We start from the raw sequence: 23,027 nt of genomic DNA on the forward strand, positions 1-23,027 counted from the left end.
TTGATACGAAGAATAATGTTGAATAAAAATGTGATTAGGAATGAAACAATAATGTTGTAGAACTTGATTTGGGCAAAGCTTGTATGTGTAGTACTCAGCCTAGATAGAGCTGTATAAATGGTATTTTATCTTTTAAGAAGGAGGGTAAAGATGGAGAAAGTATTCGAGTGTGGCGTTATCATCAAAGGTGAATTCCATAGGATTTCAATCCTTCCCCTACCAACGGATATTATTGAGCAAGATTATCCATGGGTTGGGCATGAAAGAAGATCTACTAAAGTGTCTTTCAGTAATTATGAAGAGGGACAACTAATTTCCTTTACGAAAGAATGGAAAATTGGTGAAATCAATAAAATTGGAGTCTTGCCCAGTGAATGTATAGCCAGTTCTATAAAGGGTAATCATCAACTTACAATAGAACCATCTTAAAGTCTTCATAATGGTTTATAAAAAAAGTGACACGCCTTTTTATTAAAGGCGTGTCACTTTTTATTTTGAAGTACCCGTTATATTTTTAGCAAAGCAATCTTTATTCTTTTCTAAGTTTTTCTTCTTATAAATTTCTCACAAATATGATCGATGTAGTGTCATATTTCACTCAATATCGCTACGCTTTACAGTAACTCCATCATCAAAGATGATTTGGTCCATCTGAAAATCAACTGTGATCTTTTCGAGTGGTGTGTCCCGAAGCTCGCTATCTTCATCCATAAATTGATTCACTTCAAAGCTACCATCATAAGAAGCGGATGAACCAGCTTTGATTGCTTTATCGTATTTTACGTTAAGTGATTTGATCTCATTTCCAAACATGTCTTTGAAAGTGATGACGCCTTGAAATCCTTTGGCTGTTTTGTCAGAAATATTAATCAAATCAAGTGTCATGTTAATGATGTCTCTGAAAATCCATTTATCCGAGTCTGCGTAGGTCACACTTTTCTTAATTAAGCCAACTTTTATGGACTCATTCAAAAGTTTAAGCTGAACTTGTTTTTCCTTTTCCGCTTCTTCTTGTTTACGTTTAATCTCTTCTTGTCTCTTTTTTTCTTCTTCCGCTATTTTTAGCTGTCTCTCTTTTTCACCAGTTATGATTTGACTAACGGTTTTAGCAGAAAGATCTGCACTTTCACTATTTGCGTTCTCAATTGCTTTACTATAATAATCTTTTTCCTCTTGTGTAAGTTGGGTGCTATTCTTCACATCTTGTGAGACGGTCTCTGAATAAAGTTCTTCCGTTATTGGCTTACCACAGGCAGATAAAACAACGACTATCAAGCTAATTATAATAGGTAATACTATATTTTTTCTCTTTAATTCCTTCACTTCCACACAACCCTTCAAAAGTTTCAAAAACTGATAAAGATACTTTAGTACAGATAAAATCAACAACTTGAATGTATTTGATCCATTGTTGAGATAGTTGACTTACTTATCTTTCACAACCAATACCGTCTCCATCACGATCAAGTTTACGACTGTATCCAGGCTCCCCTTCATAGATCGGGTCAGCTCCTGCGGCTCTAACAGCATCACAGTTTTTATAATACACATTCGTTACAATTGGTTCGTTTTTAACTTCGTTGTTCTTTTCAACAGTTGGTGCTTGCGTGACAACAACCGGCTCTTCAATCGCAGGCTTAGGTTCAACAAAGCCGCTGTCTTGGACATAGTTTTCTATACTCCAGATCCCCTTCGCTTTTACACGTGCTTGTTTCTGGATTTCTTCAAATTGATCTACATATTTCGTATTCGGTGGATATATGTAAGCAACACGAGCTAACCCATATTCGAGTAGTTGCTCATTTAACATTTTATTGTCTATCCATACATATGCTAACAATCTCCCGTATTTATCGCGTTCCGAAACATCTAATTCAAGTTCCATATTCCCCTTGGCAACCTGCTTCTTTACAAAGTTGGATGCGTCTTTAGCAAAAGGCTGCTCTTCCTTCTCTGGATGAACGGATTCCGGTGTATCAATAAGTAGTAAACGAACTTTTTCTTCTTTGCCTTCTACCATAACTTTTAACGTGTCGCCGTCCGTTACTTCAACTAAAGTAGCAGGAAACCTATTATCATTATTTTGGGTTCCTTGAGTTTGTTTTCCTTTGGAATCTGAGCTCTGGGATGTCTCAATAACATCTGCTGTTTTGCTTTTTGTCTCAGCATTAGATGAGCTGTCCTCTTTAGTATCAACCACAGCGATCGGCTCTGTCTTGTTTGCTGTTTCGGAAGAAAGAGATCCTAAAAAGAGGATTAGAAACACTCCTGCAAACGCTCCTAAGACATAAGTCAGTGTTTGCTTACTTCCCTTGGCTTGATTCTTTTTAAATTGCTTATATGCCCAGTATCCTAGAGCACCAGCGACAAGAAGATAGAAAAACTTAGTGATTACAGCAATTATGACTGCTATAACAATGATGTATAAAATTATTCTTCCCATTTCATCCTCCTTAGTAAATTTGTACCGTAAAGGATTATAGCATAATTAGGTAATTCGGAATATATTTATCTAGGTCTGAAGGTACAAATACTCACAAAGAATAATGGCATATATGAAATACAATCTTTCTGAGATCAAGTAATATGCAATATCTCCACGAATGGAAATATTCTGAAAGAAAAATCAATCAAATTCGTTATAGTAAGTACCAAACAAATAAAAAATGCAGCACATAGAAAGAATGATGTGTTACCATCATTCTTTCTATGTGCTGCATTTATTGCTTATGCTGACAATATAAGCTCCAGATTATTTTTCACTTCAAATGCGACCAAATCGATAATAGGCTGAAAATCACCATGATCAGCTTGTTCCAAAGCTGTGTAATAATCCTCGCGATTTTCATTTCTGATGATTGCAGGAGGAAACCCATTTTTCATTAAAATCAGGTTCATTGCAAGCCTGCTTACTCTGCCATTACCGTCTGTAAAAGGATGGATTGCTACCAGTTTGTGATGCAAAATTGCAGCTAACTGAATAGGGTGGAGTATTTCTTTCTGAATATCATACCAGAGTATCAAGTTTTCCATTTCTGCAGAGACGTGAATAGCAGGAGTGAACTGATGGATCTTACCTGTAATGGTCAATAGATGATTATCTTCTTTTTTATAATCACCTGGAGAGAAGTTAATATCCCTTACCCCTTGAAACAGAATTGCATGCATGTCTTTTATAAAACGTTCTGTTAAATCCCTGACATTGATTATTTCTTGTAGATAATCAATGGCTTCAGCATGATTTACAATTTCGAGATGTTCCCTCAGCGATTTGCCTTTTACAGTTAAACCTTCCCTAAGAAAGAATGCTGTTTCTCTATAAGTAAACGTATTTCCTTCTATTGCGTTTGAATGATATGTCCACTCCTCACGAAACTTTTGAGAGATGATATTCATTAGTTCAGGCTTAAGAGGTCTTCTATTGTCTACCTCTTTACGTAATTCATCAATCTTTTCTAGCATGAATTCTCCCCTCCTTCGCTGTTACTATTTTTATTATATCAAAATAATTATTTACTAATACATGGCTAAAGCCAATAGTTGCAAAAAAGAGACAATGATTGATCACCTTCTGTATTCCGTTGTTTTACTTACGTTCTACAGATCATTGTTTATTTCACCAACACGTTGTTTAACGAATAAAACAATAAAAACACATCTTATAGTACAGTCTTCGACATATTACGACACACTTATATTTAACTTAAAGGTATTATTCTCTTGTAGTTAAAAGCAGCTTCGGCTTAATACTTTATCTGAGAATTGCATTTTACTACCTTAAAGCTAGTCAGGTCACGCTGTATAGGAGGGTTAGAAAGTGGAACAACAAAGATATAAGGTATTAATTGCAGAAGACGACATACATCAAGTGTCTTTGTTGAGAAAGTACTTAGAGGAAATGGATTTATTCGTCGTCTCCTGTGTATCATCCGGGATACGTTTAATAGAGGAAACCAAATTACATAAACCGGATATTATCTTGTTAGATATAGGACTAAAAAAAATGGACGGTATAACTGCCTTTAAAGAAGTACTGCAATCGGGTGTTCATCCGCAAATCATTTTCGTTACAGGCTCTATCAGTCCTAAACATCTATTAGCAGGATTTGAGTTTGAATCCGTTGATTATATAACAAAGCCCGTGAACGAAAATCGATTTAAGAGAGCGATTAACAAAGCTAAAGAACTGATATATGCAAAAAAGCTAATTGATGCTGAAGTAGCAGAAGCTATAAACTGGGTTGTATTAAAGCAGAATTACCGTGATGTAACTGTCGCAGAGAATCAGATCATCTTTGTTGAGAAGGATAAACAGTATCGTAATAGATACATTGTTCACCTCAAAGATGGAACAACTGTTGAGACGAGTACACACCTTAAAGAGATTAAGGAAATGTGTTCGCCAAACTTAGTATATTCGCACAGAAGCTATCTCATTAACATACTGTATATCACGGCTATACAACCTGATGGTATGTTTACAAAAAATTATAACGTTTCATTAGACTATACTTCTGAAAAAGTCCCTTTAACTAAAAAAAACTATATGGATGCTAGTGATCTATTCTTGAAATTTCGTACACAAAGTACTTAGCGTCGCCGGTGGTTTACTTGTGTTTTGAACTCGATTTCTCCATCTACTTCACCATTTTCAAGGAGCTCATATGTAATTGTGATGCTTCCATAATCAATTGCTGGATGTCCAGTGATCTGATCCTCTAAAAGTAATAACAGTGTTAGCAGTTTGCTACGGTTCATCCCCTCGCCTGCTAACCCCTGCTTGGGACCCCTGAGTCCAATTTTTGTAGTGTGATAGTTAATTGCGAGTTCTCCATCTCTCACAAAGAATTCCATCGTGCCACTAGGGAGCTTGGAAAGTGTTCTTGGGAAATAATCGGAAATAATGCAGAGCTTAATTTGATCATAGAGATTTTCGTTATTTTTTCGCACTAGTGGGTTTTCTCTTTCTAAATATGAATCGTTGGACATATACATCTTGCATGCACCTCTCATTGACGTAATCCTAAAGAACTATTAGGGACATGACTAATATACCAATCCATATAGGACTATTAAAGTATATTTGTTCGAAATGTTCAAAGTTATGTCTCAAATGTTCTCTTTAGGTTAATAAGGAATAAATTGAATGCCGTTCCTGTAGGTGGTTCTTATGGAGTACTCGTTGTACATTTTTCATCTACAATCAGACAAGTTTGGAATCGTCTTTATTGTTTGATTATTTGACTACCACAACAACAATTCCAATGTGCGAACGTATAGAGTACCTCATACAAACAACAAAAAAACACCAAAGGTACGTCAATCGACTATTCTCGATCGGCTAAACCTCTGGTGCTTCCAGAACCGTGTATTCAATTAACCATAGTATACTTGAATCGTACTAGAATGAATAGAGTTATTTTTTCAACGAATGGGTAGGTCCTTCTCCTCATACGAAAAAAGCCTCCACTATCTAGAGAGTTGTCAGCTTAATTCAGGGTGCTTTGGGGAATTTTTTTATTTTGATTACGTACTATATTCTGGTATAATATAGATAATAAAATAATCAAACGTGGAAGCACCACGGTAATCCAAGCGGATTGCTGTGGGCTTTTTTTGTTTTGGGAGGGAAATTCAGATGGCTGTGAGGATCAAAATGGCTACTCTTTTTAGCATTATGGCAACGACACTTCTAATATCAGTGAACCTTTTCAGCGGGTATATTGTAGGTAATGATCGGTTTACAGTTGAGATTTTAACTTATGAGATCCTAAAGTATACTGCATGCTTTATTTTAATCTCCAGCGTCAATTATATGGTTGCAGGGCCTATTATGAGGCCGCTATCGCAGGTTATTAAAAAAATTGAAACAGCCTCAGTCAGAAGTTCTGTAGATAGAGCTCATCCTAAAGGGGATGAATTTAGTATTTTGGAAAATGGATTTAACCAATTGACAGCAACATTAAAACTTCAAAATCATCAAATTAATGCGATGAATCATGAACTGATCCGAAAAAACGAGAATATGAGCACCCTCTTTAAAGATACAATTAGCGCTCTTTCTAAACTGGTTTATGCTCGAGATCCTTATACAGCTTCTCATTCAACAAATGTCAGCCGATACGCAAAGGCACTTTCTGAGAAATTGCGACTTAATGAAAGTGAAAGTTATTATTTAGAGATTGGTGCGCTTCTTCATGATATCGGAAAAGTAGGAGTGCCTGAGAACATCCTCTCTAAAACTGAAAAGCTTACGGAATCTGAATTTGCTGTTATTCGTAAGCATCCCGAATATGGATTTCATATTATTAATGAGATTGAAGAGCTCCGAACTATAGGTGTTAGTGAGATCGTTCTCTATCATCATGAACGAATGGACGGAAGGGGCTATCCGAGAGGATTATCCGGATATGAGATTCCTCTGCCGGCACGAATTGTTTCCATATGCGATGCTTTCGATGCAATGACAACCAGTCGGTCCTATAGGCCTGCATTAGATGTAAACTATGCTATAGAGCAACTTCGAAATAACGCTGGTCATCAATTTGATCCCTATATTGTTGAGATTTTCATTCAATGTCTTGAAGAAGATCCAAGCCTTTTCAGAGTTATGGAACAACACGAAAAAATGCTCGCAAGTGTATAACTTGTGAGCATTTTAATATAAAATTGTAAAACCTCAAACGGGATATGTATGTTTGAGAGGATACCACACCCTTTTGGTTATCATGAGGAAGAACGTAGGATTACAGAATGAAAATATACATATACGAGTTGAGACAGCATATTGAATTTACTTCATTCAATGACATTACCTCCGCTCACGTCAACCACGGATATACTCGTACTAAACGACTCCCAATCTCTTATAACACATTTTCCGAAAACTTTTCGTATCTTTGTAAATGCCGACCGATTAGAGTCTAGGATGTTTTTAAGAATCCCCCTATATATGGGTAGGACACTTTTTCTGAATTTGAGACATAAACATAAAATTTTCTACCAGATAACGTTATTATTTATAGGAATATTAAACGGATAATCGGTGCCTGTTCCGGTTTAACCGGCCACCTCTCAATCGCGTTATAAGCTCCGGACCAACCGTTGGCGCGTTAAAGTTCGGATAAACTAGAAACTGCATAGCGATCCATGTCGGCATTTTTCCCCCTAAATTAGTACATAACGTCGCAATGGCGTGCGTCTTGTCCCCAATAGGCGACTAGCGCTGTTAGGTTCATCGAAGGTGTTCGAGCTTGAGGTTCAGGTCGCTACGATCCTTCGTCCATAGCATGATATCGAGAAGGAACTGGAGACCGTTTATCTGCATCAATTCTGTGATAATCGTTTCTATGAGCATGCGGATGTCCATGCCTTCTACTTCATTGGCAATAATTAGCCCGCTGGAGTCTCCGTCGATATAAAGGTGATCCATGTTCGGAGCCTTGTGTACCTGACGCAACCAAAGGTAGCCAGAATCCATAATGAAAATGTGGCGGCCATTCAATACATAGCCCTCGTACAATACGTACTGGTGGTCCTCATCAAATGGACCAAGCACCATCGAAGCTAGTTCGAGTTCAACTTTCGCTGTCATTAGGCGATCAATTCCTTCACGTTAAGTACAAGACAGTAAACGAATTTGAGCATACGGTTAAAGCTACGTTTATATAAATTGTTATAATTCCAGTTGTTACGCGTAGTTGGCATATTAGTAGTTGCAATCATTTATACTTTCCTCCTCCGATAATAAATCTGACTCCATCGGTTGTACGTAACGTGATGCTCATCTATAAGTGTGATAGTGTACTCAATACAGAAGAATTCATCAAAGTCGTCTTCATTCTCAACTACAGTAATATTCGCGATAATTGCGTTCCTCCATGCGGATCAATCGTGACCAATAAGATCTTACTGTAAAGAGTTACGATATTATTACCAGGAGTTTAACACTGTTTGTTTAACTCCTAACGATAAACTTTGTTTTAGTATATATCGATAGTCGTTAAACGTCAAGTGATTATTTTAAATTGTTTATCGATAGGGTATGATGGGAGGTGAAAGGTGGAATTGGCAATGTCGATTCATATTAAATTAGGGGAAACAATAGACGCGGCAAATGTAAGCAGAAATGCCCTTGCGCGGGAGGCTAAAGTTAGACCTAACCTCATCTATGACTTGTGTGACGGCAAAACAAAAAGGGTTGACTTGAATACTCTCAGTATTATTATAGATACTCTACGTGCGATGACGGGGAAAGACTACAGGCTTATGGACGTAATGGAATACATACCGGAAGACAACAAAGAGAGCCGTTAAACATTACGGCTCTTTTTACGTAGTTTAAACTTTGGAATCAGTGCGTTAGAGATTCGGTAAGAAGAATGTACCCGAATCTTATGGTAAGCAGATGAACCGCAAACCTTAAAGGTCGTGATCCACAACCTTGGTATACCATTTCAAGGGTTGATAACGTTCATCGTTCGGTGGTATTAACCTACCAAATACTTACGCAATTAACAATCTGCTCCGTCAGGGCTAACGTTCCAGGCTTGCGTCCATCATCCGTTACCGAATGCGCTCCCCCTCACCAACTTATCAATCCTTATGAGGCACACCTTCCTCTTGAAGAGTGCTCATATATGTTTATCGAATACGTGTAATTTCTACTCTCTCATTCCGGGCTTTCTGCATACTGCATGGAAAGCTTGATTGTGCTTCGGTGCTGCGCTCTTCTTTCGCTTCATATGACAGTCATGAATTTGATAACTATCACAGTTAACTTCGATAAATCACTTGTAAAAACCACCTACCAATATGTAGCTACTCATAGTCGCCATATCCATTTTCGTGGTTCAAGTGCAAAAAATCATATAAAATGGAAATAGTGAAGATACATTAAATTCGTTTTGCAAAAGTTCTTGAAGGACCCTCTCCTCTTGAATTGAGATGAGATACTATATTCTCAATTTCAACATCGGATACATAAGCAGAAACCAATCTTCTTTTTGCCCCATCCTTAGGAAGATATAGCATGTCTCCTCTCCCAAGCAAATCTTCAGCTCCCGACTCATCCAGAATTACCTTAGAATCATAATGATTGGCAACAGCGAATGCAACTCTTACGGGTAAATTTGCTTTAATCACAGGCGATAACACTTGTTTGGAGGGGCGTTGTGTGGCTATGATCATATGAATACCAGCTGCACGTGCAAGTTGGGCAATTCGCTGAATACATTCCTCTACATCCGCTCCTGTTGTCATCATCAAATCCGCAAGTTCATCTATGACTAAAACGATATAAGGTAGGCGAGGAGCGTTAGGATCTACAGATTGTACCCTATCGTAATACGATTCAATATTACGCACACCGTAGTGGCTTAAAAGTTCATATCGCTTTTCCATCTCTACAACAAGTTTTTTCAATGCGATTCCTGCTCTTTTCACATCCGTTACGATCGGGCCAAACAAATGCGGGATGTTTTCGTAGACAGAGAGTTCGACCATTTTGGGATCAATGAACAAAAATTTAAGTTTTTCCGGACCCAGACTGTATAAAAGACTTATGATCATAGCGTTGATAAATACGGATTTGCCTGCTCCTGTAGCTCCTGCGATCAGTAGATGCGGCATGCTGGCTAAATCTGCATAAACCGGTTCCCCCGACATGTCCATGCCAATAGGGAAGTTTAGAGCAGTTCGTGTAGCTAAAAATTCTTTATTCTCAAGGAGTGGTCTTAAATGAACGGTATAGGGTAGTTTACTGGGTACTTCAATACCAATTACATTTGTGCCTGGGATAGGGAGATAAAGCGTAATTTTTTCAGCCTTGAGAGCCATTTTCAAATTCATCTTGAGTCGCTTAAAGTGGGATATATTTAGCCCTTCTGCTGGTACCAATTCATATCTCGTTACACGAGGTCCATAGGTGACACGAATAACTTTGGCAGGTAACTTCAAATTAGCTGTTTCTCTTTCAAGCTCAGCGAAAGCACTTTTTGAATCCTGGTTTGAAGGGGGTATGACTGTTGAAGATTTAAGTAAGGTGACAGGTAACTTCAACACATCGGTGCTTGGGTAATTCCAACACAGTTTGCCTGTCTGGTCAAACTGTAATATAGCATCAAAGACGGTATCGCTTTTATTTGATTCTTTGGACTTATGAACAAATCCCCGTATTAAACCACTCGATCCCGTTTCCAGAATACGTAGGATGGTTTCCTTTTCAATGACTTTACCTTTGATCGTTTTGCTAATTTTGAAATCACACCCCGTGTTCTCCCATCCGCTACAGCCATATAAAACTCCTTTATCGATGACAGGCTGGCCACATTTTTTGCAAGATCCCAAGTTTTGATCAGCGGTCACATTTCGTTTCGGCCGCCGATGTGCTTCAGTTATAGGTGGTGCCTTAGCTGGGCTACTGGAAATAGAAGAAGTAATCTGTTTTGAAGCATCTGAAGATTCAGTAGCATTCCCCCTAATTTCTATAACTTCATTATGCATGAAGAGCTTTTGGTGCTCTGGATCCCCCTTAATATGTGTAGTACCAGACTGCCCCAGCGACGATATGGATTGTACAGGTGAGCTAGTCACTGGAGGTTGTGAAATGGGATTGCCGTTATTAGTCATTGCTAAGTTCGGCTTAACTGCTTCGGGCATAACCATAGAATGAACAGAGCTCACGGCATCATTAACAAGCTTATTAGCCAATTTCTTGGCCTGATCAATAAAGCTAGTATGTGTAAATCTCCCCTGACCAATTTCACTTAATGTTTGTTCCCACTTGGCAGTTGTTTCGGCTGAGGATAAAGCAGATTGGCCGATAGCTTGAATAAGCGTTCGTCCTTTCACAGTGGGATACACCAAGTTTTTTTTGATTTCAATATAACTCTGATCCTTTAATCGGCTTATAATACTTGCTCTAGTCGCTTCTGTTCCAAGACCATGCGTTTTGCGCATGATGCTTTCTAGCTCTTTATTTCCTAACTGATTCCCGGCAGACTTCATCATTGAGATGAGGTTACCTTCTGTTAAACGCTTAGGAGCAGAAGTCCAGGCTTCTTTAGCAAAACAATCGGTGGTGTAACCAACTTGTCCCTCCACTACACTAGGAAGCAGATCTAGGCTTTTTTCGCTCTCGTCAGGGTCATCTGTATTCATAACGAGACGCCAGCCGTCTCGAATGATTCTCTTCCCTTTGGTTAGGAACGAAAATTGATCTCCCACATACGTGATGATCGTGGTATGTTCGAGAATAGCACTATCATAATGAGCTGCAATTACTGATTTGACAACCAAGTCATAGATCAGTCTTTCATTATGGCTTAATCTGCTTAAATCCGGAGCTGTATCGGTCGGTATGATCGCGTAGTGGTCTGATACTTTCGAAGCATCCACATATCTTTTATTATTCATAATAGAGGGAACCGGTTTAGGGATTAAAGGAGTATAAGGCCCTAGTTTACCTATGTTCTCAAGAATGCGGGGTAACTCCTTTGCTTCTTCCGTCGTAATCCGATTACTATCCGTACGTGGGTAGCTCTGATATCCCTTATCGTATAGCGTTTGACAGGCATCTAAGACATCTTTCGGACTTAGTTTGAAAAGTTTATTGGCAAGGGTTTGTAATGCGGAAAGACTAAACAGATAAGGGGGCAAAGTCTCTTTAGTCTCCACAGATATCTCATCGATATCTGCCGTTTTTCCTGAACACCAAGCGGCCAATTTCTCAGCTTTACCCTGATCCATAAGTCGGTCTTGATTGCCTGTAAACCATTTCCCCCTATACTCCATACTGCTAAAGCTGAAGTTTGCACTGACTTCCCAATAGGGCGTGGATACAAAACTCTCTATTTCCCTTTCGCGTTCAACAATAAGTGCTAGAACTGGTGTTTGAACACGCCCTGTTGAGAAGCTCTCTCCTTTTTCAACTTTGACTCCTTTCTCTCGAAGCAGTATGGAGTATGCTCTTGATGTATTTATCCCCACAAGCCAATCTGCACATGACCGAGCATATGCTTCATAAAACAAATTTTTCTTTTCTGATTCGGGTAGAAGATTCTGAAATGCTGCAAAAACCGCATCTTTCGTTAACGAAGATGTCCAAAGTCTTTTCACGGGTTTTTTACACCCACTAAGTTGATAAATCAGAGTAAAGATGGCTTCACCTTCGCGGCCTGGATCACAGGCATTTATAATCTCGTTAAAGCTCTTGTTTTGAATTAATTTCTTCAAGTGGGCGAACAATTTTTCTTTCCCTTTTGCAGGCTTCAGTTGAAAGGATCCTGGTAGTATGGGTAGATGCTCCATTCTCCACTTTTCAAACGTTGGATCATAATCCTCTGGTTCTTTTAAAGTAACTAAGTGTCCTGCTGCCCATGAGAAGTAAGCTCCCTTGGGGAATGTCAGACAGGGCAGTACCTCGATGTAGCCCCAACCTTCCCCTTTGGTTGGAAAAGGAGCCGCTAGTCGTTGGGCTTGGTCTTTTTTTTCAGCTATGATAAGTTTCATGTAAACCTCCTATAACGAGCAAAAAGCACGCTTCCCCATAGGGAGAAGCGTGCTTCGCTTTGTGAGTATTCAATTGATTTCATTATACCGTAATCTTACACCGAGGTCACCCTGTATGCTGTCCAGAAGCGTGCTAAATATGTTCTTATTCTGCGGTCTCTACTTACATGTGAACAAGCCATCTGGATCAGAACCCAACTGATTAACCTTTCCCACGGATAGTTAATCTACTACTTTATGAATGAACAATGTAGCCTTAATGAAAGAAAGGGCCCCTTACTCTTGGTCGCTCCCACGAAGTTCGGTGTATTTTTTGTTTGAGCCATATGCCTTCTCTACTGGATACTTCTCTGCATTCTTCTTCAGCTTTTCCAATAATGCCTTCTTCGGATCAATATTAAGATCGTTGCACATGAGTAACACATAATATAGAACATCAGCCAATTCATCTTGAAGTTTGTCTTTGCTTTTCGCAATGGCTTCTTCGTTACTTTTCCACTGAAATATTTCAAGCAACTCACTCGCTTCGAGATTCAAAGAAATGGCCAGATCCTTGGGATTATGAAATTGTCCCCAGTCCCGCTCATCTCTAAATGCAGTAATCTTTTGTATTAATTCCTCCACAATGAACCACCTCTATACAGTCATTCGACAAACAACGGCAAAGTCCTTGCTTACGTCCTCTTGATACACCGAAGCGAAAGCATCACATAGGAAGCAGGCGCAGTCAGCGTCAATGCTTTACTCGTTTTCAGACTCATCCTTGTAATTAGGTGTTATTGTGTGAAGAGGCTTAAAACTGCTCATAAACCGTCATTAGAGGCAAAAGAAAAAGCACCTTCTTCGAGGTGCTTTCAGTCATACCGGCAAGTTATCTAGATCTCTTGAAGAAATCGCTTATGTTCTTTTAAATGTTCTTCGTACTTCACATGATCCAGAAAAGTTATACATTGATCCATCAGTTCTTCAGGCGTGTGCTTCAACTTTTTGGCATAGATAAATGCTGATTTAGCCAGTTTTTGAATCACTGGTGTAACATCTGCTCCGTTTAGCTCAAGTTCCGGGGATTTACCCGTATACGCCAATAAAGATGTAGGCATAAAAGAAGCTGAAGTCGTAACTGAACATAGTGCCATATCATGAACATAATGATCATTCATATTAGCGATAAAATAAAACAGATATGGTTTGTTCTTCACTAGTTTTTGGATCCAAGATTTTAACTCGGGCACATTGTACATTCTTCTGGCTTCATGTTCATACCCGTCAAATAAGATGACCACAGAGCTGTGACCTTTTTGTTTTTTCTTTTCAACGTTCACTAGTACATTTAAGTACGTTTGAATATGTCCTTGTAAAACATGATCTTTAGTTACAACTAGACGTGTTACTTTCAGTTCTCTTTCTGTTTGCTCTTCTCCACTAAGCTTGAATGGAACGCCACTATCTTTAAACAGTTGTAGTGCGAAATTTAAAGATTGCACCCGTAATTCCTCCTGTTGAGATGACCCTACCAAAGCCCATCTGATTTAGATGCAGCTTTGAGTCTATTTAATATGCAATTCGTTCCGGCATTAACTGTTACGATCAGGAAACAAATTTAGTATAAAACGTGTATAGTGTTGTAACTGTCGTACGAAGTGTAGCGTAGTCTCGGCTTCACTTGCGATAGACTCTAACCCGTGACTCGTAATTTGATAAATATAGGTGCTACGCCGATCTGTCGTCCATTTTCCTGTTACATATCCTTGGTCTACTTCCATTTCTCGAAGTACCTCGTAATAATAGCCTTGTGCAGGCTGCCATTCGTATCTTTCTTTAAAAAGTAACCACACTTTCTTTCCACTTTCTTGGCGATGTTCGTCTTCAGTTAGAATCTTTAAAAATAAGTACCGGATTAAATGTCGCACGTTAATTAATCGGTTAAACATTTTTCGTTGCTGCGTATTCAGTTGAATGGGTTCGGATTTACCCGTACCCGAGATATGAAAATCAAAGTGATCGGCCATACTTTTTAAACTCTTCATGGAATCCATACATGATTCTTTAAAACTATCTATCTTCGCATAACCGTCTGCGGTAATAGCGTAGTATTTTTTATTGTTCTTGTTCTCCGTCCGAATCGATGTTATCCATCCGAAAGACTCCATCTGATTTACTACATTGTAGAAATAGGATCTCGCTCGGCCTCGTTGTATATTACTTAATTCCGCGCGGACCACCTCAAAGATATCTGAAGGAGATGCCGACTGATTGTGAAGTTCACGAAAGATGAGCAAGTACATGATATCTCTCTCACTGAGCCCTAAGCGTTCTGGACCGAGTTTAATCTCCTCTTTCACTGGCATTAGACTCCCTCACTTTCCGGATCCTTTAGTTTGATTACGAACGTGACAAAGATTGTTTATGACGTAGTGTCTTTGTGTCTTGACGAATGCCCATGTATTTCGAAAGGAACGTATATACCACGAAAAAGCTAATTCCATAGGTGAGGATCCACACCCCACCTATTGCAATCAGATGAGGAACTAAAAGAGTGCCGCACAATACTAGTGAAACTACAGCGCCTCTTACCATAGGTCCTGTCATCGTAGGTTTTTCAACTTCATCATGTGGTAGTTTACAATCCATAAGACCTTGCATCCGAGAGGATTCAGCTTTCCACACGTAATAAGAAATTATAATTTGAGATATTCCAATCGTACCAAAGATACGGTAAACACTTGGAGGTATCGGCCCTTGAATATGATTGGCCACAAAAAACATGCTAAGAATAAACGAACAAATTCCGATTTTTATGAGGAACTGCATGTGGACTTCTCCTCTGTATACTGAAATTAAAAATGCATATCGCAAGTTGAAAATGCATGTTCTATCATTTGGATCAAGACGGTGCTCTTACGTTTATAAACGCAATTAGAGGACTTCTTCATCTCCGACCGTTTTTGTGCCTGCTTTGTTACCCTTTAACCTTGTAAATTATTGTATGGAGCCAAGGTGTCGTTGTCCCTGAGTAGAAAGAACTGAATCTATTCGACTATCGTTACTGGACGGCCGAATTGTTTAAATGCTTGATCCTCACTATACAGATCCATCTTATACCCCGTTAATTTTGCTGCGAGACGTGCATTTAGCCCCTTCAAACCAATCGCAAGTGTGAGCTGGTTATTGGGCACAATCACACGTGCTGTCGGATCTTCTTCATCGTCAAAAATGTGGACCTCAAGCACTTTAGCAGGTGCTAAGGAATTTGCAACATACTCTTCCATCTGTTTGGACCATTTAATGATATCTAATTTCTCGCCGCCGAGTTCACTGGTAATGGATTGAATAGTCTGCCCTTTTACGCCTACACATACCGCAACTTCATCCACATCTGGATCTAGTGCAGTAACTGCAATCTTCGAACGGATCCCCGCTTCTCTGGAGATGGATTTGATGGCGACCTTTCCTTCTTGTATTTCTGGGATCTTTGTTTCAAACAACTTCTTCAGATGTCCTGGGTGTACACGCGACAGAATGACCAAAGTTCCCTTAGATGTTTGTTCAACGCGAGAGATATACGCTGATAGTGTATCCCCAAGCTTAAACTTTTCATTTGGCATCAAGTCACTGATAGGTAGGACAGCCTCGGTATGGTCTAGTAAAACATATAAGTTAGATGAGTCCATGCCCTGGACCTTTCCAGTGATGATCTCTTCTTCCTTACCAGCGTACGCATCAAACACGAGAGCTCGTTCAGCTTCTTTAATTCTCATCATAACCACCTGTTTGGCCGTTTGAGCAGCCAACCGTCCAAAGTCTTTCGGAGTAACTTCAATTTCAATAAACTCGTCAAGCTGGACCTCCGGGTTGATCTGCCGAGCTTGGTCGATCAATATCTCGACTCGTTCATCAATAATATCATCGACAACCATCTTCTTTGATAACACTTTCATTGCACCAGACGTACGATTTATATCGACACGTACATTCGTTGCTGTATTGAATTTCTTTTTGTAACTTGATACGAGCGCATCCTCAAGACCTTCTAGCAAAACTTCTTTTGAAATTCCTTTTTGCTTTTCAATCTCAGTTAATGCTACTAAAAAATCCTTATTCATTTTCATTCTCCTTTTGTTTTCTGATTTTTACTAACCAAGCTAAATCCGCCCTCTGTATGCGTATCGTTCTCCCTATCGTGCTATAGATACTTTCGACACAATCGTATTACTAGAAAAAGCTTCGATCTCGAGACAGAGATAAATTCTTTACCGCACAAGTACCTTTCGATGGAAACGCAAATCTAAGCGTATATGTATCTGTTTCTAAATAAAATGATGAACGTTTAGTAGATGCTAGGAGCAACGATCGTCAACACATATGGAGAGGGAGGTAGGGCAACAGACCATCAACTGTAAAACTCATCCATATATACATTATATCGTACTACTCGGTCACAGGAAAGTTCTTACTCATCTCGCATACGTTCTTACTTCTCGCCTTTTCCTTCCCCTTTATACGAGATCTTCAACCCTGAGACACATAAACACGGATCTATGATCTACTTTCAATTCTGAAACCTAGATACGTATCTATATCTTTTCTTTAAGGCTAGAGTGAGTGCGCGCCGCGCGCAAAGGGGGTTCCAGGTTCAATAAAAGTTGCAGATTTCTAGATACAAATCTAAACCCTCGTTAAAAGGGGGCAATACAACAGGCAGGCTAAATAGTCAAAAAAAAAATGAGCGGCGAGAACGCAGCAGGACTAGGATGTATTAAAAGAGGTTTAGTCCTATGAACGAGTTGTACGTTTATACGTATTTTATGGATTTATATAGACCTCCTTTGGTTTCTTTTGATGGACCTAAGTGTTAAAGGTGTCTTTAAGGTCACCTTTAGGTCACCCTATTCTCAGAGAGCTATAGCCTATCAACACAACAAAAAAAGGCACCTGCCCTTTCCGAATTCTACATGATCACCAAATAAAAGTGATACAGATCGCCCTTGAGGGACGTAGAATTGGAATGTGGCGTGTGCCTGTTCCTTAAAAACCCATGTTACTAATGTATGAGTAGAGTATATCACAAAGGGGATGGATATTTAAAGAGAAACGTGTTGATCACAGAAACAAGTCCAGTAACTCTTTGGATTGGTATGTATCATACTTCAGTATGACATGTAACACCCAATGTTGGTATCTGAATCCGTGCTATTCCAACATATAAAGAGATGAGAAATAATACTGAGAATACAAAAGGAGAATCCTATTAATCGCTCTGATTTTGTTTTACATATAACGAGCGGAACGAATAACTTTCTGCTCGTTTTTTATTGTGAGCCATAAGCTATATGAAGAGTCTTCTTGGATCAGCTCCGGATTGTTTTTCTTACATTACCTATATCTGAACTAACCCTATAAGCCCTTATTGCTTCAGATGGATAAGGCTTCAGTAACACTATTATAGAGTCTTTGTCTGAGTTTTTCTCAAGCCATTCTTCTTCGCTCTCCGGCTGTAGGATAACAGACATACGGTTATGAATGTTCGGACCGCCTGTGAGACTCGGTCCGCCGGATGACTAGTCGAACTGCTACCTGTTACCATATGATGTCAAAAGTGAGAAAGAGTGTTTAATCAAAAAAGAACCGACTCCAGGTCGGTTCTCTCAATGCTTCAATTCCTTTAATGCCGGTCTTCCTGTTTTTTTCGTGAGTGTTCTCAGCGGTTTTAAGCTCCGTGCTAGGTGTGAAACGACTGACAGGAACGTAGTACTCCAGCCGCTAGAGTGAGCCAAAAAAACAGCTACACATGGAGTAACCGTTTTTTAACCTGCCAGGATACGTTTTTCTTTTGAAGCAACCCTATGCTATGCTCCCCACCGTACTCATCATTGATGATCAGGTTGTCCAGTGTTATCCAATTGGGTCCATGAATCACCTAAATGAAAACAGGCTTCCACGAAAAGGCCCTCTTCGCAATGCTAAGATCGATGCGAAAGCAGCTGCGTGTCTTCGTCGACCAATACTGCATCATCGGCTTCTTTGACCGGTATTGCCCCTTTAGAAATCATGCGGCGGTAAAATGAAGGCACCATATCTACAATAAATAGCTCGTAACCGTTCACATGAGCTACATTACGGATTTCATTGATCAAACCAAAGCCATAACCCTTATTACGTTCAATATGAGGAATAAAAATATTAGATAGATACAGTTGCTTCTCAGACTGAGAAATACCCAGCCTGAGTATCAATGCCTTAGAAAGTTCATTCTCAGTTTCTTGAACATCCACTTCCAGCCATTCAATAGAATTCAGACCTTCATAAGAACCTACATCTTCAGAGTGCATTTTTTTCAAAAGTGGTGATAAGTAAGTAGATACTGATTTCTCAAGAAGTTGGATTATTGTCATAGATAAGCCTCTCTTTCGGGGAATATACAAAAATATTTGCGCCATCTGAATTACTCTACAAATAAAAGAACAACATTAAAGGCACGAAATACAAGGTTATAACTGTTGGAACTAATTCATTTGCAGATTTTGTTGCGGCAAATTCTGATAAGTAGGTCGCATTTCTTTCATAATTTCATTCGATTCCGAAGTAAGCTGCTTCGTATTTTCTTTTAAAGCAGTATCCTGTCGCTTTACCATAGAAGACATCGATTTCACTTCTGACTATCGTTTGAATTTGTTCAGGAGTAGGCGATTTTTCACGGAGGGACAGAATTTCCCCATTAATCCGCGCTTTTTCTGCTGAAACGTCAGTGAGTCCTTTCTTATTCGGATTCGTCATGCGCTCAAGAAGGGATTTCAACTTCAGTGAAGATTCCACCTGATTAAGGTAATCCAGCCTCTTCTCTAACATACCGATCCAATCCTGGTTCCATAGCGTTCATGCAGTTTACGTTCAGCACTCGAAAGCTCTCTGGAAAGCGATTATTTCTCTTGTTGAAGCTCTTTCTTAACTTTCTCCTGGGTTTGGGTCCAGTTCTTCAGGGCCTGATTTGCCCAGGGCTGCATAGATTCCCTTTGAAATTGCGTAAGACAGAGGTACACTTCTGCTTGAACCTGATACACTTCACTATTGTCATAAATGATCGTCCGGTCCGCTAAGCTCATCGCATTTGGCAAGTTCTCCATGGAGGTCTGGTAGCGCCTGCGGATGTCCTCTTCCGGGATATGATGACCACCCTGAGCGACACGCTGCGCCACCCGATCGATATGTAATTCTACTGAATTCAATCCAACATAGTACATGTTGATGCTAAAACCTGCAGCTTTGGCCATCTCCATTTGTCTGAGAACGTTCTGGCCACCAAGCGTGGTCTCAATAGAGAAGTCAACGCCTTGTTTGATGCAATAGCGTACCTGTTTCACCGCTTCCCGCCCGGCTGCAAAGTTAGCTTGATTCACAGGCAAATGTTTCATGGTCTTTGCGATCGCATCCGCATCGATAACTTTGACATTCGGGTTCTGATGTTGCAAAATGCTAGTCAACTGGGACTTTCCAGCCCCGTTGGTTCCAGCAAAAACAGTCATCGACGGACTACTTTCCAGCGTAATCCACTTCCTTAAATCCTCCATCATAGCTCACCTCAGTCATACGTCCATCCGCGTATTTCCGGATCACTTTACCTTCCTTTGAAAAAGAGACAAAGGAATTGGAATCTTTGGCTTTTTGAGCTGCGTTCTCCGCTGCTTGTTTGCCTATTTCCTCTAATTGTTTGATATCCAAAGGTTTCATCTCGTCAATTCCCTTCGCTTAGTGTCAACGGGTATTCTTACCTATAATTATAACACAAACCGGACATTCGTTCCCCTGTATTGACAGGAACTGCTCTCATCCGGCATGGTTGCGAACGTAAGGAGCAGCCACGACGGATGCGCACGTCCCCGGAAACATGGACTTTGTTTCCGAAGATGGTTCACATCAACGGACTTTTTCTGCTTCTTCTACCCGTAGCGGCCTTATTCAAGCAGCGGTGCGCACAGGCACTTAGGTGCGTTTTCGGCTGCCTTAGAGCCCGGTAGCATGGAGCCCTTTCTATTTTCAAGAAAAAAGGCATACCCGCGTAACAGGCATGCCCAAATGAATCCTATCAATATCATCAACCCTGTTCACTTATAAACCCTGCTTTCGAATGCTCATTCACGATATCCAGTACATAACATCTGACTTCCCCCATGGCCATTTCTATTTCGAGCTCACCGTCTGGATTATTCACAGTAAAGTCTGCATAAGCTTCCATGTCTTGATCTTGTTGCTCCAGTAACAAATATTGATTACCGATAATGTCTTCTGTTGCACGAACTCGTCTCCAAAGGGTGCTGAAATCAGTTACTCTCACGTAAATCACGATTACACGATCAGGAAACTGTTCTTTGAATTTTTTCGCTCCCTCTAGATCTAGGTCAATAACCGGAAACCATCCACGAGATAATTCTTCTTCGTACTGATGTATCGGGGCAGCTACACGTTCGCCATGTTTCAGAATACCTTCAGCAAACAAGCGCCCCTCTTTGATTTCACGCTCAAATCGTTCAGGTGAGATAAAATAGAATGGATTCCCCTCTGACTCCCCCATTCGCATCCGGCGTGTTGTAGATGATGGAATCTTGACCAAACTAGCAATACCAGTTGTAGGATGAGTCAATGATCTCTGTAACGTTCTCCTTCCTGCCCCTGGCGAACCGATTAACGCAAAAATTTTCCCTCTCATATTATCTCCCCCTTGTTAAGCGCACTTTTCTTATACAAAAAGTAGATCACTCACTTTATCAAAAGAGCTACAAGCTAATTATATCCTGCTCTATAACAATACTAATATTAACCGAAGAAATCTATATGTATACATTATGATTTATAGAAAACACGACATATTGTGTTCTAAACAAATATCTTTCTGCTTACTCAGAAACAGTTAAGAGGCTTCGAAGACCACGATGAAGTAGTGTATCAATGGATTAACCTCACATTTAAATTATACGTAATATACCAACACTCGATTCCATATCGCCCAAATGATAGAAAATAAATAGGGACAGCATTATAGTGGAAAAGGACTTTTGTAAATTGTTGTCGAATTTATGTGAGTTGGAAGCTAAGCTATACATAAAACTGAGGAGGAAAATGATATGACTGAACCATTGGGAATAAAAGAAAAATACAGCCGCGAAATTAATGATATCGGCTATATACTAAAAAACCTTGAGGAGGGTCGTTATTATGAAAATTCACGTGCAAAAATGGACGGATACCTTGCAACAAACATTCAACAACTTAGAAGCAAGATTGCAGAATTGATTTCTAAGATTGACACTCAAAGTCCATCGGCGACTGAGGAATTATTGGAAGCCCTAGGGAAAATAGATAGACCTTAACCTAGAAAGGGGAGCTGCGAAGCTTCCTTTTTGTGTTCAAAATGAGAATCATCATATAGGTCCTTGCCTCCCCTTTCACATTCCATAATATAGTTCTAAACTTAACCTGCCCGTTCCGTGATTTTAAGACAGCCGATTATCTAAGGAACCCTGGTAATACAAGGCTGAGCTTCACGAAAAAAGAAGAATCAGGGCCGGGCGATATAGCCCGGAGCGTTTTTCTCTTCTTCGAGTTTATTTCTAGGGAGCACGGTCTTGCATGTCATTATGCGTGAGGTGGTAAGGTCGGAACGTTTGAATACTTTTATTCAAGAGGAGCTGTGAAGCAGGTCGTTTCATGATATAAAATAAAAAAACGCTCCTGGAATTCAGGAACGTTCTTTTGTGGAGGGATTAGAGTAACCGAATTCTAAGAATAGAGTAAAACAGATCTGAATACGGAAGTCCTATATGTAATTCAGAGCTTATCTTCTAAAAAAATTCAATGGCAGCTTCTTGGTCTTCTCTTCGCCGTAATAACAAGACTTACACCGTTTTCTCCAAGCATTGCTGGCATTGAGCCATCTACGCTTTCCACAATCAGGACAAGTAATTCTTACTTTTTCCAGGATATACTGGCGTTTGGAGTGATCAAATGTGTATTTATTCTCTTCATCGGTAGGATCAGGAGTTGTTTCTAAAACCCGCTTAGCTATGCATACTTGGCAAAGCTGCTGATTATCAAATGACTCCAGGGATATCGTATCCCATGCCTTTAAGCTAAGATCAAACCCCTCAATCTTACCACAAGAATCGCACCGAGCTGCTGCAGCTTTTCGTTCACGTTCTTCATTCACTGCTAGGGTTTTATGCGGTTCATAGTTTGAATAATGTTTGACTTGAAATTCATGGCCACATGGACATTGAAAATCTATGTTAGGTCCAGAAGGTTCAGTGAAGTCAACGTACGTGATTCCCTTACGATCCGTTTCCCACGCGGAGCTACATACAATACTAAATACATGGACATTTCTGCATGCAGGGCATATGTCGTGCCTTCTTGAAGTGCTGCATTCTTTACAGTCACAAGGTTTATTGAAATCGTGGTTTGCCATTTTCCCATCTCCAAACTACAGAATTGATTAATGTTATCGGTTGGTATTTCTTAACCGAACA

Annotated in this window: 23 protein-coding genes; 5 read left to right on the forward strand and 18 right to left on the reverse strand. The window is 39.7% G+C overall.

Annotated elements, in window-relative coordinates:
• Positions 1-150: 150 nt before the first annotated feature.
• Entirely contained in the window at positions 151-429 is a 279-nt protein-coding gene (locus MKY28_RS30105; protein ID WP_340938134.1) for a hypothetical protein, read from the forward strand.
• A gap of 165 nt (positions 430-594) precedes the next feature.
• Here MKY28_RS30105 and MKY28_RS30110 read toward each other — a convergent pair whose 3' ends face one another.
• The 3 genes from MKY28_RS30110 to MKY28_RS30120 all read right to left on the reverse strand — a co-directional run bounded on the left by MKY28_RS30110 (position 595) and on the right by MKY28_RS30120 (position 3,462).
• Positions 595-1,329 carry a hypothetical protein gene (locus MKY28_RS30110; RefSeq protein ID WP_340938135.1) on the reverse strand — a complete coding sequence of 245 codons (735 nt, stop codon included), beginning with the start codon at positions 1,327-1,329 and terminating at the stop codon, positions 595-597.
• 100 nt (positions 1,330-1,429) lie between these two features.
• Positions 1,430-2,443 (reverse strand): thermonuclease family protein, encoded by a 1,014-nt coding sequence (locus MKY28_RS30115; RefSeq protein WP_340938137.1) that lies wholly within the window; start codon positions 2,441-2,443, stop codon positions 1,430-1,432.
• A 284-nt stretch (positions 2,444-2,727) separates the two neighbouring features.
• Positions 2,728-3,462, reverse strand: a complete 735-nt coding sequence (locus tag MKY28_RS30120; RefSeq protein WP_340938139.1) for a Fic family protein — start codon at positions 3,460-3,462, stop codon at positions 2,728-2,730.
• Positions 3,463-3,817: 355 nt separating this feature from the next.
• Here MKY28_RS30120 and MKY28_RS30125 point away from each other — a divergent pair, with 355 nt between their 5' ends.
• A complete protein-coding gene (locus MKY28_RS30125; protein ID WP_340938141.1) occupies positions 3,818-4,594 on the forward strand; it encodes a LytR/AlgR family response regulator transcription factor in 777 nt (258 codons plus the stop codon).
• Here the strand turns inward: MKY28_RS30125 and MKY28_RS30130 are convergent.
• Positions 4,591-4,995 (reverse strand): hypothetical protein, encoded by a 405-nt coding sequence (locus MKY28_RS30130; RefSeq protein ID WP_100526621.1) that lies wholly within the window; start codon positions 4,993-4,995, stop codon positions 4,591-4,593. The genes MKY28_RS30125 and MKY28_RS30130 overlap by 4 nt on opposite strands.
• Before the next feature lie 643 nt (positions 4,996-5,638).
• Between MKY28_RS30130 and MKY28_RS30135 the strand changes: the two genes are divergently transcribed.
• Entirely contained in the window at positions 5,639-6,646 is a 1,008-nt protein-coding gene (locus tag MKY28_RS30135; protein ID WP_340938143.1) for an HD-GYP domain-containing protein, read from the forward strand.
• Positions 6,647-7,234: 588 nt separating this feature from the next.
• On the opposite strand, the gene MKY28_RS30140 is transcribed toward MKY28_RS30135, so the two are convergent.
• Both MKY28_RS30140 and MKY28_RS30145 read right to left on the reverse strand, forming a co-directional pair.
• Positions 7,235-7,594, reverse strand: coding sequence for a hypothetical protein (locus MKY28_RS30140; protein WP_340938145.1), 360 nt, complete (start codon positions 7,592-7,594; stop codon positions 7,235-7,237).
• Positions 7,594-7,725, reverse strand: a complete 132-nt coding sequence (locus tag MKY28_RS30145) for a hypothetical protein (protein WP_340938146.1) — start codon at positions 7,723-7,725, stop codon at positions 7,594-7,596. Before MKY28_RS30145 ends, MKY28_RS30140 begins: the two co-directional genes overlap by 1 nt.
• 336 nt (positions 7,726-8,061) lie before the next feature.
• Here MKY28_RS30145 and MKY28_RS30150 point away from each other — a divergent pair, with 336 nt between their 5' ends.
• The gene (locus tag MKY28_RS30150; RefSeq protein ID WP_340938147.1) at positions 8,062-8,316 is read left to right on the forward strand and encodes a helix-turn-helix domain-containing protein; all 255 of its coding nucleotides are present in this window, start codon (positions 8,062-8,064) and stop codon (positions 8,314-8,316) included.
• A 579-nt stretch (positions 8,317-8,895) separates the two neighbouring features.
• On the opposite strand, the gene MKY28_RS30155 is transcribed toward MKY28_RS30150, so the two are convergent.
• From MKY28_RS30155 to MKY28_RS30200, 11 genes are all read right to left on the reverse strand, one after another.
• Positions 8,896-12,510 carry a DNA topoisomerase 3 gene (locus tag MKY28_RS30155; protein WP_340938149.1) on the reverse strand — a complete coding sequence of 1,205 codons (3,615 nt, stop codon included), beginning with the start codon at positions 12,508-12,510 and terminating at the stop codon, positions 8,896-8,898.
• 276 nt (positions 12,511-12,786) lie between these two features.
• The gene (locus MKY28_RS30160; protein WP_340938151.1) at positions 12,787-13,134 is read right to left on the reverse strand and encodes a nucleotide pyrophosphohydrolase; all 348 of its coding nucleotides are present in this window, start codon (positions 13,132-13,134) and stop codon (positions 12,787-12,789) included.
• Between the two features lie 251 nt (positions 13,135-13,385).
• On the reverse strand, positions 13,386-13,994 hold the full coding sequence (locus tag MKY28_RS30165) for a hypothetical protein (protein ID WP_340938153.1): 609 nt from the start codon (positions 13,992-13,994) through the stop codon (positions 13,386-13,388).
• A gap of 90 nt (positions 13,995-14,084) precedes the next feature.
• On the reverse strand, positions 14,085-14,858 hold the full coding sequence (locus MKY28_RS30170; protein WP_100526628.1) for a helix-turn-helix transcriptional regulator: 774 nt from the start codon (positions 14,856-14,858) through the stop codon (positions 14,085-14,087).
• Between the two features lie 681 nt (positions 14,859-15,539).
• Positions 15,540-16,613, reverse strand: a complete 1,074-nt coding sequence (gene nusA / locus MKY28_RS30175; protein WP_100526630.1) for a transcription termination factor NusA — start codon at positions 16,611-16,613, stop codon at positions 15,540-15,542.
• 1,245 nt (positions 16,614-17,858) lie between these two features.
• Entirely contained in the window at positions 17,859-18,032 is a 174-nt protein-coding gene (locus tag MKY28_RS31755; protein WP_445670942.1) for an SOS response-associated peptidase family protein, read from the reverse strand.
• A gap of 438 nt (positions 18,033-18,470) precedes the next feature.
• Positions 18,471-18,902 (reverse strand): hypothetical protein, encoded by a 432-nt coding sequence (locus MKY28_RS30180; RefSeq protein WP_340938159.1) that lies wholly within the window; start codon positions 18,900-18,902, stop codon positions 18,471-18,473.
• Positions 18,903-19,077: 175 nt separating this feature from the next.
• On the reverse strand, positions 19,078-19,356 hold the full coding sequence (locus MKY28_RS30185; RefSeq protein WP_340938161.1) for a hypothetical protein: 279 nt from the start codon (positions 19,354-19,356) through the stop codon (positions 19,078-19,080).
• 71 nt (positions 19,357-19,427) lie between these two features.
• Positions 19,428-20,075: a zeta toxin family protein gene (locus MKY28_RS30190; RefSeq protein ID WP_340938163.1), complete on the reverse strand. Its 648-nt coding sequence runs from the start codon at positions 20,073-20,075 to the stop codon at positions 19,428-19,430.
• Positions 20,038-20,235: a hypothetical protein gene (locus tag MKY28_RS30195; protein WP_340938165.1), complete on the reverse strand. Its 198-nt coding sequence runs from the start codon at positions 20,233-20,235 to the stop codon at positions 20,038-20,040. The genes MKY28_RS30190 and MKY28_RS30195 overlap by 38 nt, the downstream gene beginning before the upstream one ends.
• A 364-nt stretch (positions 20,236-20,599) precedes the next feature.
• Complete coding sequence (locus MKY28_RS30200; RefSeq protein ID WP_340938167.1) at positions 20,600-21,211, reverse strand: hypothetical protein; 612 nt, start codon at positions 21,209-21,211, stop codon at positions 20,600-20,602.
• Between the two features lie 415 nt (positions 21,212-21,626).
• On the opposite strand from MKY28_RS30200, the gene MKY28_RS30205 reads away from it, so the two are divergent.
• Positions 21,627-21,872 carry a hypothetical protein gene (locus tag MKY28_RS30205; RefSeq protein ID WP_340938169.1) on the forward strand — a complete coding sequence of 82 codons (246 nt, stop codon included), beginning with the start codon at positions 21,627-21,629 and terminating at the stop codon, positions 21,870-21,872.
• 464 nt (positions 21,873-22,336) lie between these two features.
• Here MKY28_RS30205 and MKY28_RS30210 read toward each other — a convergent pair whose 3' ends face one another.
• Positions 22,337-22,708 carry a hypothetical protein gene (locus MKY28_RS30210; protein ID WP_340938171.1) on the reverse strand — a complete coding sequence of 124 codons (372 nt, stop codon included), beginning with the start codon at positions 22,706-22,708 and terminating at the stop codon, positions 22,337-22,339.
• Positions 22,709-23,027: the final 319 nt, after the last annotated feature.

This window comes from Paenibacillus sp. FSL R5-0473 (genome assembly GCF_038004565.1).
GTDB lineage: Bacteria > Bacillota > Bacilli > Paenibacillales > Paenibacillaceae > Paenibacillus > Paenibacillus amylolyticus.